We start from the raw sequence: 13426 nt of genomic DNA, 5'->3' as shown, positions 1-13426 counted from the left end.
TTACCAGTTAAATAGTATGTACAAAAGCAAAAGATATTTAAAAACTCAAGAAAACATATAATGAGGAATATAAAAATGAGCGTACAATCTGAATTAAAAAAATTCAATGATAAAATCAGAGCAGATTTTGTGACAAAAAAGAATTAAGTGAGAAGAGAGATATATTGCTTGGGAAACTGAGGAATAACGATGATTTACCTTCATTTAAAGAACTGAATCAAGGTAGTTATGCAATGTGTACAGGTATCGAACCTGAAGATGACAACGAATATGACATTGATGTAGCTTTAAGATTTTCTGCAAATAAGGATGATTATGATCCAATTGAACTAAAAGAAAAAATTTGTGAAATTCTAAAAAATCATACAGACTACGGTGCTGAAATTAAGAAACCGTGTGTTACAGTTACTTACAAAAAAGATGGTGAAGCCAAATTTCATGTTGATTTAGTTACTTATCTTCATGCTGATAAAGATGATGAAAATAGTCAATTGTATATATCCAAAGGAAAAAACAAAGACTCACAAGAATGGGAAGAGGCAGATCCTAAAGGATTGGTTGACTACATAAACGATAGTGTGGAGGTTGGAGAAAAAAGAAATCAATTTAGAAGAGTTGTTAGATATTTAAAGAAATGGAAAAATATAAAATTTTCAAATACTGGTCATGCTAATCCACCTAGTATAGGTATCACGTTGATTGCTGATAATTTTAATTATTATGAAGAAGATGACTTAAATTCTCTAATTGATGTTGTAAATACCATAGTTAATAAGTTTAGCTATGTTAGGACAAATGAATATGGAAGGTATATGTATAGAATATCTTTATCGTTACCATATATCTTAAAGTTTAAATTTGGTAATGATGTTTTTGAAAAAATGAGTGATGCTCAGATGACAGATTTTAAGGATAAAATTGAAAAATTAAAAAAAGATCTCGTAGAAGTCAGAGATGAAGCAGATGAACTAGAACAATATAAGAAATTAAATAAAATTTTTGGAGATGATTTTGAAATACCTGAAGCAAAGAATTCAGCTAAAAAACAATTTGATTATATTCCAGCTTCTAGTGCTTCTGGAATGGAGTAATTAATGGTGAACTACACTGATATTAGCAATGTTGTATTGGATAATAAGCATATTTCTGAATCATATGTTAGGCAAAATGAAATATTTAATGGACAAAGTTATGCTTGGATTATTAGATGCAAGCTTGATGTATTGAAGAAGTGGATACCTATTGTAATAGGTATCCCTGATGATTGGAAATTAAATTTGTTTGATTTCTATTTGATTGATGAATTGCCGTTTATACCTCATATAGATAAAAAAGGAAATTATGCTTATTTGATTTAGAAGGTAAAATAATTTATCCGGAATTTGCAGGGCTTTTTAAGCAATGTGTTTTAAAGGCGAAAGAGTTAATTGAAGATGGAATTTCAGGTAAAAATAAAGAGGATTTTATAAAGGAATTTGATTCGTATTTTGCACTGCTCAGTGATATATCTATTGCTCATGTATCATTGCCAACTGAGAAGAAAGATACAAATATAAAATTTTGTGAAATAGCATCGAAAAGTAAACGAAGAAAGAATGAATCGTTTGCAGCGTATATAAAAAGAAAAAAAGATGTAAAATATTTTGCTTCTACCAATCAAAAAGATTTTGATACTTGGGGGAAAAAAGGTACACAAAAAAACGGCATATATCTTTACATTAATCCACTTGAGTATATATATCCTCCTAATATTTTTGATTATAAGCTTGATGAGTTCTTAAATAGACTATTGAGTTTTATAGACTTTGAGTGTTTCAATAAATTAGAAGGTAAATGCAGTAATAAATTAATATTGGTTTTTGAAATAAAACAAGATGATAATGCAGTAAATACTTGCGGATTTATGGTTGAGAATCCAAAATTTTTAGCAAAAAATAAAGTTCAACTCGTATCTTTTACCAGAATAATCCCCCTTTCAATTCATAGACTAGATTTAGATTATTTATCTAGTAGAACTTCTTTTTTGCAAAATGATATTGTTAATAAATCTATTTTATTGATTGGATGTGGCTCTATTGGCCTATGTATTTCATGATTTAATTAAATCAGGGTGTAAAAACATAACACTCGTTGATAACGATATATTAAAACCAGAAAACGTATTTAGGCATTTTCTTGGGATAGAATCAACTTATGGTTATAAGGCAGTATCTTTAGTTAACTATGCAAAGAGGACATTGCCAGAAATAAATGCAAAAGCAATTTCGGAAAAAATAGAAGATGCAATAATTGATTGTGATTTAAATTTTGATGATTTTGATTACATTGTTTCTGCCACTGGTAATCACACGCTAAATATATGGTTGAATAAATATCTATTGGAAAATAAAATTCTGAAAACAGTATTTTATATATGGAATGAACCTTTAGATATAGGTTGCCATGTTGCGAGAATTAATATTAAAGACGGAAATGATTATCGAGATATTTTTACTATCAATCATGACGGAATACTAGATTTATCTTCATACGTTAAAAATGGACAAGCTTTTGCTAAAACGTATTCTGGATGTAATGGTACATTCATACCTTATGGCTCAACGTTATCAGTTGAAAGTTCGATTTTGTTTATGGAATTATTTAAGCGAGAGATAGATGGCAGGGTAAGCAATAATGTTATTACTTCTAAAAAGGGAGATGATTACTATCTTACTAAGGAAGGTTTTCTTGTTTCGGATAGATATATAAATCAAAAAGAAAAATATCTAGAAGTATCATTATGTGATTTAGGAAAGGATGATATATAGGGGTGAGCAATGATATTGAGATTATTGTAAATAAGAGAAAAATCAAAGTATGCCACAACATAACACATACCTTACTTGAATACATGCAAAAAGGCTTTTTCTCAAAGGAAGCTGGTGGGATTTTGATAGGCAAAGAAAATAAATCTAATGAAAATATAATAATTAATCATATAACTGTTCCGATGCCTAGAGATGAAAGGAAACACAACAGATTTATAAGAAAAGATAAAAGGCATATAGAATTGTTTGAAAATCTTTATAAAAAAAGTGATGAGACTCTCAGATATATAGGCGAGTGGCATACTCATCCTGAAGCAATACCTAATTTTTCATGCATAGATTTAAAAAATTGGAAGAAGATCAGCAAGGATTCAAAGGGGGATGTTAAATTTTATCATATAATAGTAGGATATGAAGCCATTAGAATGTGGGAAATAAATAATACATTACAAGTTAGATTAATAAATACTGTTTTCTGGAAGGATGTGGGTGGAAATTGAGAGTGAAAAAATATATAAAGAACTTTATATTAGATTCAGCAAGAGAATTAATGCAAATATTCTCTCTGATTATTTGTTTAATAGCTCCAACGATTGTTAATCTGGCTGGAATAATTAAAACACTTTTGGGTGATGTGAGCCCTACGATAGAAAATGCAAAATATTATTATTTAATGATTTCTGGGAATTGGACTATGGGATGTCTAATTGCAGTATATGTTTTATTTTATGTCATTAGAAAATCAAATAAAGAGAAAATTTATAATAAAGGGAACATTTATCACAATAAACCATATTGCTGGTATTGGTTGTGTTCAAAGATACTAGGATATGAAAAATGCAACTTAATCTTAGTGCCAATATATACTCAATATAAGTTGATTCTTAAAGACACCTTTGAAGAATATCCTTTTGAAGAAAGTGTTTTTCCACAGAAAGAATACCAGATTAATGTTGAAAGAAAAATGAATGAAACAAATACTAACTCTAAAGATATTAATTTAATAATACAAGATACTTATCCTATCTCTTACAACCAAATACCTTCCAATTTTAAAACCAATATGACTATTTCGGTGAAAAGAGATTTTTTAAGATTTGGTGAGAGAGTATATTCTAAAGAACTTGTTGATACTATTGTTGAAGAGATAAGAGAATTAAGCGATGGTGTAACCCTTAATATTTTTTCAACGACGAATCCTAAAAATACATTTGAAATTGTTAAAAAAGCTATATCTCTTGCGGAAAGAGGTAATGTTAAACATGTTAATGTATTTCAACAAAATAAGGATGGAGAAAGAATTTTTGCTAATAAACCTCATAAAGTTATGTAGGTGTTTTTCAACAACATGAATTTCATGCTTGCAAAAAATCGGATAAACAGAAATAAATTGGATAATAAGTCTAAAATCGATAATAAAACCTTGATTTTATGCCATTTATACAAAACGAAATCAATGGACATATTGAATTAGGTGAATCGGCTTTAGAAGCTTTAGTGCGAGAGTTTTATGAAGAAACGGGAATCGAAGTGAGAGTGGAAAAACTCTTAAATGTTTATACAAAATATTCAGATAGTTATCCGAATGGTGATGAGGCTCAAGTTCTTACAATTTTGTATTTAGTTTCGTCTGAAACTTCTATCTCTACAAATTTTTTTACAAGAGATGAAACTTTAGAATTAGGATTTTTTGATCATAGGGACATATAAAATATTACAATTGTAAACCAGCAACATCAAGATATGATAAATGATTTTTTTGAAAATAAGTTCCCAATAGATAGATAAACTAAGCACTGAATTTCTATTTTTTGTAGATATATTTTATGAAAATGCAAAAAAACACTTGACAAGTATCTTGGATAGAGTTATAATTATACAAAATTAACAGAAAGGTTGTTTATTTATGAAATCAAAAAAATGGATATTTGTTTTATGTAGTTTTCTTGCAAGTTTCTTCTTAGTAGCTTGCCAGTCAGGTTCGAATGGTTCTCAGTCAGCTGTTGAAGCCATTAAGCAAAAGGGGAAATTAGTTGTAGCGACCAGTCCTGACTATGCACCTTTTGAATTTCAGTCTTTGGTTGACGGGAAAAATCAAGTAGTCGGTGCGGATATTGACATGGCCCAAGCTATCGCTGATGAACTTGGGGTTAAGTTGGAAATCTCAAGTATGAGTTTTGACAATGTCTTGACTAGTCTTCAAACTGGGAAGGCTGACCTAGCGGTTGCAGGAATTAGCGCTACTGACGAGAGAAAAGAAGTCTTTGATTTTTCAATCCCGTACTATGAAAACAAGATTAGTTTCTTGGTTCGTAAGGCTGATGTAGAAAAATACAAGGATTTAACTAGCCTTGAAAGTGCTAATATTGCCGCTCAAAAAGGGACTGTTCCAGAGTCTATGGTCAAGGAACAATTGCCAAAAGCTCAATTGACTTCCCTAACCAATATGGGTGAAGCTGTCAATGAATTGCAGGCTGGAAAAGTAGATGCTGTTCACATGGATGAGCCTGTTGCCCTTAGTTATGCTGCTAAAAATGCAGACCTAGCTGTTGCAACCGTCAGCTTGAAGATGAAGGACGGTGAAGCCAATGCCGTTGCCCTTAGAAAAAATAGTGCTGATTTGAAAGAAGTGGTGGACAAGGTCATCCAAAAACTCAAGGATGAAGGAACCTACCAAAGCTATCTTGAAAAGGCAGCAAGCCTAACAGAAGTTGAAGAATAAGAAAAAGCAGAGTTGGAAGTCAATCCAATTCTGCTTTTAAATAGTTTAAAACATTTTCCAGATTGTCTAAGGACACCTTGGCAAATTGATAAGGACAGGCACCCAAGTATGCCTCTTCAAAGAAGTCCAAGCCCAGTTGACTGTGTTTGAGACTGGCAATTTTAGCATACTGTCGTAGGTCTAGCAATACACCATCGTGAAGAGGAAAGTGAGGAAGGGGGCAAGGGAGTTTAGCTAACCTTTCCTCGATTTGCTTCTGGTAAGCTTCCTGATTGGCCAAGCGAGCCAGACGATTTTTCTCAAACAATTGACTGTCGATATAGAGTGACAGGGCCTTTTGCATGATGAGATTGCTGTCGTAGTCTAGGATATTTTTGTAGGCCACAAAGGCTTCCTTGATAGCATTTGGCAGAATGAGTGCCGTAATCCGCAAGGCTGGAAAGAGGCTGGTTGAGAAGGACTTGATGTAAATGACCCGCTCCTCTGTATCCAGATAGTGGAAGGTCTGGCCCTTCTTGGAATCCAAATCACCCAGATAGTCGTCCTCTACGATATAGACACCATACTTGGCAGCTAAGTCAAGAATAGCTCGTTTGTCCTGCTCAGAATAGGAATGTCCCAGAGGATAGTGAAAGCGAGGAATGGTATAGAAAAACTTGATCTTTCCTGTCTTGAAATGGCGCTCCAGCTCCTCCAAGTCAATCCCATCAATGCCTCGTTCAATCGTTTGATAGTCTAGACCCTGAGCAATCAAGAGACGGTTCATTCGATGGTAGGTCGGCTGTTCCACCAAGATTTCCTTGCCTTGGCTCGGAAAGGAAATTTGAGAGAGAATAAAAAGGGCTTGTTGGGTTCCAGAAGTCAATACCAGTTGGTCAGCCTTGCAGTAGAGAGCTTGGTCAAAGAGGAGTTTATGAATGGATTGTCTTAAGTCTTCTAAACCTTCTTGGTTGTCATAGTAGTTGAAGAGGTAGTTTTCTCGGCCAATTAAGGTTTCATTGACACAGAGTCGGAAATCATCATAGGCGCTCGCATGTTCGTATGTAACCTCAATTTCTAGGTCCTGGTGTTGCCCTTGTTCTAGGACATAGTAGCCACTCTGGGGCTTAGCATAGAGGTATTGTTCGTGCCGTAATTCCAGCAGGGCTCGTTGGACAGTATCCTTGCTACAGTGAAAGTCAAGGCTTAGTTGACGGATAGAAGGCAGGCGGCTTCCCGTCGGAAAGCGTCCAGACTCGATACTATTTTTCAGATAAGATACGACCTCTTGGTACTTGCTTTGTTTCTTCATTCCAGACCTCCCTTGATTTTGTTACATTGTACCTTTTTTTTTCCTTCTTGGCAATGTCTAGAGTGTTTATATCGTTCACATCTAGGGGCAAATGTGGTATACTTAGGAGTAAGATTTATAGTATAACAGACAAGAAAGTGAATGGATAAGAACGTGCAGGAACCAGTGAAATTATTTCAATACAATACCCTTGGAGCTTTGATGGCAGGCCTTTATGGTGGTACCATGACAGTAGGAGAATTGCTGGAGCATGGTGACCTTGGTTTGGGAACCTTGGATTCCATTGATGGAGAATTGATTGTCTTGGATGGCAAGGCTTATCAAGCCAAAGGCTCAGGAGAACAACCGGAAATTGTAGAAGTGTCACCAGATGCCCTTATTCCTTACGCTGCAGTAGTACCACATCAGGCAGAGGTCATTTTCCGTCAGCGCTTTGAGATGACAGACAAGGAATTGGAAGAGCGAATCGAGTCTTATTATGATGGGGAAAATCTTTTCCGCTCTATCAAGATTCGTGGGGAATTTTCGCATATGCATGTGCGCATGATTCCCAAGTCGACACCAGATACCAAGTTTGCTGATGTCGCAACCCATCAACCGGAATATAGTCGTGACAATGTGGCGGGGACCATTGTTGGTTTCTGGACGCCTGAGATTTTCCATGGGGTCAGTGTGGCAGGCTACCATCTGCACTTCATATCAGATGATTTGACTTTCGGTGGACATGTCATGAACTTTGTTATCAAGGAAGGTATTGTTGAGGTGGGAGCTGTTGACCAGTTGGACCAACGTTTCCCAGTCCAAGACCGTCAATACTTGTTTGCTAAGTTCAATGTTGACGAGATGAAAAAAGATATTGAAAAGGCTGAATAGGAGAAGAAAATGACCATTCATATTATCATTACCATGGTGTTGTTGCTGGCTTTCTTGATAGGAAGCATTTGGTATGCCAAAAAGAAACACCAGATTAATCTAGCTGTCTTGGGCTTGGGGGCTGTTGCCTTCTTTGTCTCTTCACAGATTTTAGAAAAACTGGTGCATATCTTGGTTTTACATCCTCAAAAAGACGGTAGTATTGCCCTCTTGCGAGACCATCCGCTTGTCTATATCATCTATGGCCTAGCCATGGCAGCATTTTTTGAGGAAACAGCTCGCCTTGTTTTCTTCAAATGGTTGGAGAAAAAAAGAAGTTTGGAAAAGGCAGATGCCTTGGCTTATGGGTTAGGTCATGGTGGTTTGGAGTTGATTTTCCTAGGTCTTACTAGTTTGATTAATCTCTACATCGTTCTCTCAGCAGTTCAAACTCAGAATCCACAGGTCATGCAATTGCTGTCTGAAAATATGTTGAAAACTATTCAGTCACTATCAGTCTGGCAGATTTATTTGCTTGCTTTTGAGCGAATCTTGGCCCTAGGTTTCCAATTACTCTTGACTGTTTGGGTTTACCAAGCTGTTCGCCAGAAGAAATGGATTTATCTCCTAGCAGCCTATGGCCTACATGCCTTCTTTGACCTGGCACCATCTCTTGCCCAAGTTGGCTGGTTGACCAATCCAGTCTTGGTTGAAGTTGTCCTAGCACTTGAACTTGTTCTGCTTGCCTATGGAACAAAGGCAATCTTTTGTAAAAAATCATAAGAAAAAGGGGGAAACCTCTTTTTTGTTTAAAATAAGCCCAAGATTTTTTTAGGGTCGTCAAATGGTATTAAAAATGGTATAATGGAATGAATTTTGTAAAAGGAAGAGTGTCATGTCAGTAAAAGAAAAAATGCTTGAAATCTTAGAAGGGATTGATATTCGTTTCAAGGAACCCTTGCATACTTATAGTTATACAAAAGTAGGTGGAGAGGCTGATTATCTGGTCTTTCCACGAAATCGTTTTGAGTTGGCGCGCGTTGTCAAATTTGCCAATCAAGAAAATATCCCTTGGATGGTTCTTGGAAATGCCAGCAATATCATCGTTCGTGATGGTGGAATTCGTGGATTTGTCATCTTGTGTGACAAGCTCAATAATGTTTCTGTTGATGGCTATACCATCGAAGCTGAAGCTGGTGCTAACTTGATTGAAACAACACGCATTGCCCTTCGTCATAGTTTGACTGGTTTTGAGTTTGCTTGTGGCATTCCGGGGAGCGTCGGCGGTGCTGTCTTTATGAATGCAGGTGCCTATGGTGGCGAGATTGCCCACATCTTACAGTCTTGTAAGATTTTGACTAAGGACGGAGAAATCGAGACCCTGTCTGTCAAGGACTTGGCTTTTGGTTACCGCCATTCAGCTATTCAAGAGTCTGGTGCAGTTGTCTTGTCAGCTAAATTTGCCCTTGCTCCAGGAAGCCATCAGGTTATCAAGCAAGAAATGGATCGTTTGACGCATCTACGTGAACTCAAGCAACCTTTAGAATATCCATCTTGTGGTTCGGTCTTTAAGCGTCCAGTAGGTCATTTTGCAGGTCAATTAATTTCAGAAGCTGGCTTGAAAGGCTATCGTATCGGTGGTGTTGAAGTGTCTGAAAAGCACGCAGGATTTATGATCAATGTTGCTGACGGAACGGCTAAAGACTACGAGGACTTGATTGAGTCTGTGATCGAAAAAGTCAAGGAACACTCTGGCGTTACTCTTGAGAGAGAAGTCCGTATTTTAGGTGAAAGCAAGTAGGAAGCTTTGGCTAAAAAGCTGCTGCTATGTCATGGAAAGGGGGTGAAAGCCTATCGTCAGTGCAGAAGAATGTAGGCAGTTCAATCTCCTACACGAGGTAGTAGCGGCCTGACAGAGCCCTAATCTGTTAATCTATGAAAAAGAAGGAATAAATGACAATTGAAAAAACCAATTATTGAATTCAAAAACGTTTCTAAAGTTTTTGAAGACAGCAACACCAAGGTTCTCAAAGACATCAACTTTGAGTTGGAAGAAGGGAAATTCTATACTCTTCTAGGCGCATCTGGTTCAGGAAAATCAACCATCCTAAACATTATTGCAGGTTTACTGGATGCGACGACAGGAGATATTTTGCTGGATGGTGTCCGTATCAATGACATCCCAACCAACAAGCGAGACGTCCATACGGTCTTCCAATCCTATGCCTTGTTTCCACATATGAATGTGTTTGAAAATGTTGCCTTTCCACTTCGCTTGCGTAAGATTGACAAGAAAGAAATCGAGAAACGCGTAGCGGAAGTTCTCAAGATGGTTCAGTTGGAAGGTTACGAAAAACGTTCCATCCGTAAACTCTCTGGAGGACAACGTCAGCGTGTGGCTATTGCACGCGCCATCATCAACCAACCCCGTGTGGTCTTGCTAGACGAGCCTTTATCAGCGCTGGACTTGAAATTGCGAACAGACATGCAGTATGAACTGCGTGAACTACAACAACGATTGGGCATTACCTTTGTCTTTGTCACTCACGATCAGGAAGAAGCCCTGGCCATGAGTGACTGGATTTTCGTTATGAATGATGGAGAGATTGTCCAGTCAGGAACACCTGTTGACATCTACGATGAGCCAATTAACCATTTTGTTGCCACCTTTATCGGCGAGTCAAACATCTTGCCAGGTACCATGATTGAGGACTACTTGGTTGAGTTTAATGGCAAACGCTTCGAAGCGGTCGATGGTGGGATGAAGCCAAATGAACCTGTTGAGGTCGTGATTCGTCCAGAAGACTTGCGCATTACCCTTCCTGAAGAAGGCAAGCTCCAAGTTAAGGTCGATACCCAGCTCTTCCGTGGGGTTCACTATGAAATTATCGCCTATGACGAACTTGGAAATGAATGGATGATCCACTCGACTCGTAAGGCCATCGTGGGTGAGGAAATCGGTCTGGACTTTGAACCAGAAGACATCCACATCATGCGTCTCAACGAAACCGAGGAAGAGTTCGATGCCCGTATCGAAGAATACGTGGAAATTGAAGAGCAAGAAGCAGGTCTGATCAATGCAATCGAGGAGGAGAGAGATGAAGAAAACAAGCTCTAAACTCTTTGTAGTGCCCTACATGCTCTGGATTGCCCTCTTTGTATTGGCACCCTTGGTCTTGATTTTCGGACAATCCTTTTTCAATATTGAAGGTCAGTTTAGTTTAGAAAATTATAAGTCTTACTTTGCGTCACAAAACTTGACCTATCTTAAAATGAGTTTCAACTCTGTACTCTATGCAGGAATTGTAACCTTTGTGACCCTGCTTATCAGCTATCCAACAGCCCTCTTTTTGACCCGTCTCAAGCACCGTCAACTCTGGCTCATGCTGATTATCCTGCCAACCTGGATCAATTTGCTCCTCAAGGCCTATGCTTTTATCGGGATTTTTGGTCAGAATGGCTCTATTAACCAATTCTTGGAATTTATCGGAATCGGTTCACAACAGTTGCTCTTTACCGATTTCTCCTTTATCTTTGTCGCAAGCTACATCGAGCTTCCCTTTATGATTTTGCCAATTTTCAATGTCTTGGACGATATGGATAACAACCTCATCAATGCCAGCTATGATCTCGGTGCGACCAAGTGGGAGACTTTCCGACATGTCATCTTCCCTCTATCGATGAACGGTGTGAGAAGTGGAGTTCAGTCTGTCTTTATTCCCAGCTTGAGTCTCTTCATGCTGACCCGTTTGATTGGTGGGAACCGCGTTATCACCTTGGGGACTGCCATTGAGCAGAACTTCCTGACCAATGACAACTACGGTATGGGTTCAACCATCGGTGTGATTCTCATCCTGACCATGTTCATCACCATGTGGGTGACTAAGGAAAGGAGAGAACGATGAAAAAATTTGCCAACATTTATCTGGGACTGGTCTTTCTTGTCCTCTACCTGCCAATCTTTTACCTGATTGGCTATGCCTTTAACGCAGGCAATGACATGAATAGCTTTACAGGCTTTAGCTTGAGCCATTTTAAAACTATGTTTGGCGATGGTCGCCTTATGTTGATTGTGACTCAGACCTTTTTCTTGGCCTTCCTGTCAGCCTTGATTGCGACCATTATCGGGACTTTTGGTGCCATTTACATCTACCAGTCTCGTAAGAAATACCAAGAAGCCTTTCTTTCACTCAATAATATCCTCATGGTTGCGCCTGACGTTATGATTGGTGCCAGCTTCTTGATTCTCTTTACCCAACTCAAGTTTTCACTTGGCTTTTTGACTGTTCTATCTAGTCACGTGGCCTTCTCCATTCCTATCGTGGTCTTGATGGTCTTGCCACGTCTTAAGGAAATGAATGGCGATATGATTCATGCTGCCTATGACCTTGGTGCCAGTCAATTTCAGATGTTCAAGGAAATTATGCTTCCTTACCTGACTCCGTCTATCATTGCAGGTTATTTCATGGCCTTTACCTATTCGCTAGATGACTTTGCCGTGACCTTCTTTGTAACGGGAAATGGCTTTTCAACCCTGTCAGTCGAGATATACTCTCGTGCTCGCAAGGGGATTTCGCTAGAAATCAATGCCCTGTCTGCCCTTGTCTTTCTCTTTAGTATTATCCTAGTTGTTGGTTATTACTTTATCTCACGTGAGAAGGAGGAGCAAGCATGAAAAAACTCTATTCATTTTTAGCAGGAATTGTAGCCATTATCCTCGTCTTGTGGGGAATTGCGACTCATCTAGATAGTAAAATCAATAGTCGAGATAGTCAAAAATTGGTTATCTACAACTGGGGAGACTATATCGATCCTGAACTCTTGGAGCAATTCACAGAAGAAACAGGCATCCAAGTCCAGTATGAGACCTTTGACTCTAACGAAGCCATGTATACCAAGATCAAGCAGGGTGGAACGACCTATGATATTGCTATCCCAAGTGAATATATGATCAACAAGATGAAGGACGAAGACCTCTTGGTACCGCTTGACTATTCAAAACTTGAAGGTCTTGAAAATATCGGACCAGAGTTCCTCAACCAGTCCTTTGACCCAGGCAATAAATTCTCCATTCCTTACTTCTGGGGAACCTTGGGAATTGTCTACAATGAAACCATGGTAGATGAGGCGCCTGAGCATTGGGATGACCTCTGGAAGCCAGAGTATAAGAACTCTATCATGCTCTTTGATGGGGCACGTGAGGTACTGGGACTAGGACTCAATTCGCTAGGCTACAGCCTCAACTCCAAGGATACCCAGCAGTTAGAAGAGACAGTAGACAAACTCTACAAACTGACTCCAAATATCAAGGCTATTGTGGCGGACGAGATGAAGGGATACATGATTCAGAATAACGCTGCAATCGGTGTGACCTTCTCTGGAGAAGCCAGCCAAATGCTAGAAAAAAATGAAAACCTACGCTATGTGGTACCGACTGAGGCCAGCAACCTTTGGTTTGACAATATGGTCATTCCCAAAACAGTCAAAAACCAAGATGCAGCCTATGCCTTTATCAACTTTATGTTGAAACCTGAAAATGCTCTCAAAAATGCAGAGTATGTCGGCTATTCAACACCAAACCTACCAGCTAAGGAATTACTCCCAGAGGAGAAAAAAGAAGATAAAGCCTTCTATCCAGATGCTGAAACCATGAAACACCTAGAAGTTTATGAGAAATTTGACCATAAATGGACAGGAAAATACAGCGACCTCTTCCTACAATTTAAAATGTATCGGAAGTAGGAGAACGTAAGA

General features: G+C 38.1%; 16 protein-coding genes. 15 read left to right on the top strand and 1 reads right to left on the bottom strand.

The genetic code is table 11. The annotated features are described in order from the left end of the window. Window positions 1-164 precede the first annotated feature (164 nt). The 8 genes from LG372_RS02460 (at window position 165) to LG372_RS02425 (ending at window position 5529) form a co-directional block, all read left to right on the top strand. Window positions 165-1091, top strand: a complete 927-nt coding sequence (locus LG372_RS02460) for a nucleotidyltransferase (RefSeq protein WP_225742042.1) — start codon at window positions 165-167, stop codon at window positions 1089-1091. A 3-nt stretch (window positions 1092-1094) separates the two neighbouring features. Next, the gene (locus LG372_RS02455) at window positions 1095-1358 is read left to right on the top strand and encodes a hypothetical protein (RefSeq protein ID WP_225742041.1); all 264 of its coding nucleotides are present in this window, start codon (window positions 1095-1097) and stop codon (window positions 1356-1358) included. Between the two features lie 167 nt (window positions 1359-1525). Next, window positions 1526-2095: a hypothetical protein gene (locus LG372_RS02450; protein ID WP_225742040.1), complete on the top strand. Its 570-nt coding sequence runs from the start codon at window positions 1526-1528 to the stop codon at window positions 2093-2095. Further along, the gene (locus LG372_RS02445; protein ID WP_225742039.1) at window positions 2076-2807 is read left to right on the top strand and encodes a ThiF family adenylyltransferase; all 732 of its coding nucleotides are present in this window, start codon (window positions 2076-2078) and stop codon (window positions 2805-2807) included. The genes LG372_RS02450 and LG372_RS02445 overlap by 20 nt, the downstream gene beginning before the upstream one ends. A gap of 2 nt (window positions 2808-2809) precedes the next feature. Further along, window positions 2810-3307 carry a Mov34/MPN/PAD-1 family protein gene (locus LG372_RS02440; RefSeq protein ID WP_225742038.1) on the top strand — a complete coding sequence of 166 codons (498 nt, stop codon included), beginning with the start codon at window positions 2810-2812 and terminating at the stop codon, window positions 3305-3307. Between the two features lie 2 nt (window positions 3308-3309). Continuing rightward, complete coding sequence (locus LG372_RS02435) at window positions 3310-4140, top strand: hypothetical protein (RefSeq protein ID WP_225742037.1); 831 nt, start codon at window positions 3310-3312, stop codon at window positions 4138-4140. A gap of 98 nt (window positions 4141-4238) precedes the next feature. Further along, window positions 4239-4517 (top strand): NUDIX domain-containing protein, encoded by a 279-nt coding sequence (locus tag LG372_RS02430; RefSeq protein ID WP_225742036.1) that lies wholly within the window; start codon window positions 4239-4241, stop codon window positions 4515-4517. A 196-nt stretch (window positions 4518-4713) separates the two neighbouring features. Continuing rightward, window positions 4714-5529, top strand: a complete 816-nt coding sequence (locus tag LG372_RS02425) for an ABC transporter substrate-binding protein (protein WP_023942905.1) — start codon at window positions 4714-4716, stop codon at window positions 5527-5529. A 19-nt stretch (window positions 5530-5548) separates the two neighbouring features. On the opposite strand, the gene LG372_RS02420 is transcribed toward LG372_RS02425, so the two are convergent. After that, entirely contained in the window at window positions 5549-6820 is a 1272-nt protein-coding gene (locus tag LG372_RS02420) for a PLP-dependent aminotransferase family protein (protein ID WP_225742035.1), read from the bottom strand. 141 nt (window positions 6821-6961) lie between these two features. Here LG372_RS02420 and budA point away from each other — a divergent pair, with 141 nt between their 5' ends. From budA to LG372_RS02385, 7 genes are all read left to right on the top strand, one after another. Continuing rightward, a complete protein-coding gene (gene budA, locus LG372_RS02415; RefSeq protein ID WP_084928656.1) occupies window positions 6962-7693 on the top strand; it encodes an acetolactate decarboxylase in 732 nt (243 codons plus the stop codon). 9 nt (window positions 7694-7702) lie between these two features. Beyond that, complete coding sequence (locus tag LG372_RS02410; protein ID WP_225742034.1) at window positions 7703-8455, top strand: YhfC family intramembrane metalloprotease; 753 nt, start codon at window positions 7703-7705, stop codon at window positions 8453-8455. Window positions 8456-8567: 112 nt separating this feature from the next. Then, entirely contained in the window at window positions 8568-9473 is a 906-nt protein-coding gene (murB, locus tag LG372_RS02405) for a UDP-N-acetylmuramate dehydrogenase (RefSeq protein WP_225742033.1), read from the top strand. Between the two features lie 159 nt (window positions 9474-9632). After that, on the top strand, window positions 9633-10790 hold the full coding sequence (locus LG372_RS02400) for an ABC transporter ATP-binding protein (protein ID WP_000742895.1): 1158 nt from the start codon (window positions 9633-9635) through the stop codon (window positions 10788-10790). Then, complete coding sequence (locus LG372_RS02395) at window positions 10771-11577, top strand: ABC transporter permease (RefSeq protein WP_000753801.1); 807 nt, start codon at window positions 10771-10773, stop codon at window positions 11575-11577. Before LG372_RS02400 ends, LG372_RS02395 begins: the two co-directional genes overlap by 20 nt. Further along, complete coding sequence (locus LG372_RS02390) at window positions 11574-12347, top strand: ABC transporter permease (protein ID WP_225742032.1); 774 nt, start codon at window positions 11574-11576, stop codon at window positions 12345-12347. The genes LG372_RS02395 and LG372_RS02390 overlap by 4 nt, the downstream gene beginning before the upstream one ends. Beyond that, complete coding sequence (locus LG372_RS02385) at window positions 12344-13414, top strand: ABC transporter substrate-binding protein (RefSeq protein ID WP_000737956.1); 1071 nt, start codon at window positions 12344-12346, stop codon at window positions 13412-13414. The genes LG372_RS02390 and LG372_RS02385 overlap by 4 nt, the downstream gene beginning before the upstream one ends. Window positions 13415-13426 lie beyond the last annotated feature (12 nt).

It is taken from the genome of Streptococcus sp. Marseille-Q5112 (assembly GCF_916700555.1).
GTDB classification, from domain to species: Bacteria; Bacillota; Bacilli; order Lactobacillales; family Streptococcaceae; genus Streptococcus; species Streptococcus symci.
The sequence above is the reverse complement of the archived record's forward strand: the minus strand, read 5'-3'. Positions and strand labels throughout refer to the sequence as shown.

Coding starts and splice junctions, on each gene's coding strand:
- murB (WP_225742033.1), top strand. CDS start 8,568: ATGTCAGTAAAAGAAAAAATGCTTGAAATCTTAGAAGGGATTGATATT.
- budA (WP_084928656.1), top strand. CDS start 6,962: ATGGATAAGAACGTGCAGGAACCAGTGAAATTATTTCAATACAATACC.
- LG372_RS02455 (WP_225742041.1), top strand. CDS start 1,095: ATGGTGAACTACACTGATATTAGCAATGTTGTATTGGATAATAAGCAT.
- LG372_RS02395 (WP_000753801.1), top strand. CDS start 10,771: ATGAAGAAAACAAGCTCTAAACTCTTTGTAGTGCCCTACATGCTCTGG.
- LG372_RS02385 (WP_000737956.1), top strand. CDS start 12,344: ATGAAAAAACTCTATTCATTTTTAGCAGGAATTGTAGCCATTATCCTC.
- LG372_RS02420 (WP_225742035.1), bottom strand. CDS start 6,820: ATGAAGAAACAAAGCAAGTACCAAGAGGTCGTATCTTATCTGAAAAAT.
- LG372_RS02410 (WP_225742034.1), top strand. CDS start 7,703: ATGACCATTCATATTATCATTACCATGGTGTTGTTGCTGGCTTTCTTG.
- LG372_RS02430 (WP_225742036.1), top strand. CDS start 4,239: ATGCCATTTATACAAAACGAAATCAATGGACATATTGAATTAGGTGAA.
- LG372_RS02390 (WP_225742032.1), top strand. CDS start 11,574: ATGAAAAAATTTGCCAACATTTATCTGGGACTGGTCTTTCTTGTCCTC.
- LG372_RS02425 (WP_023942905.1), top strand. CDS start 4,714: ATGAAATCAAAAAAATGGATATTTGTTTTATGTAGTTTTCTTGCAAGT.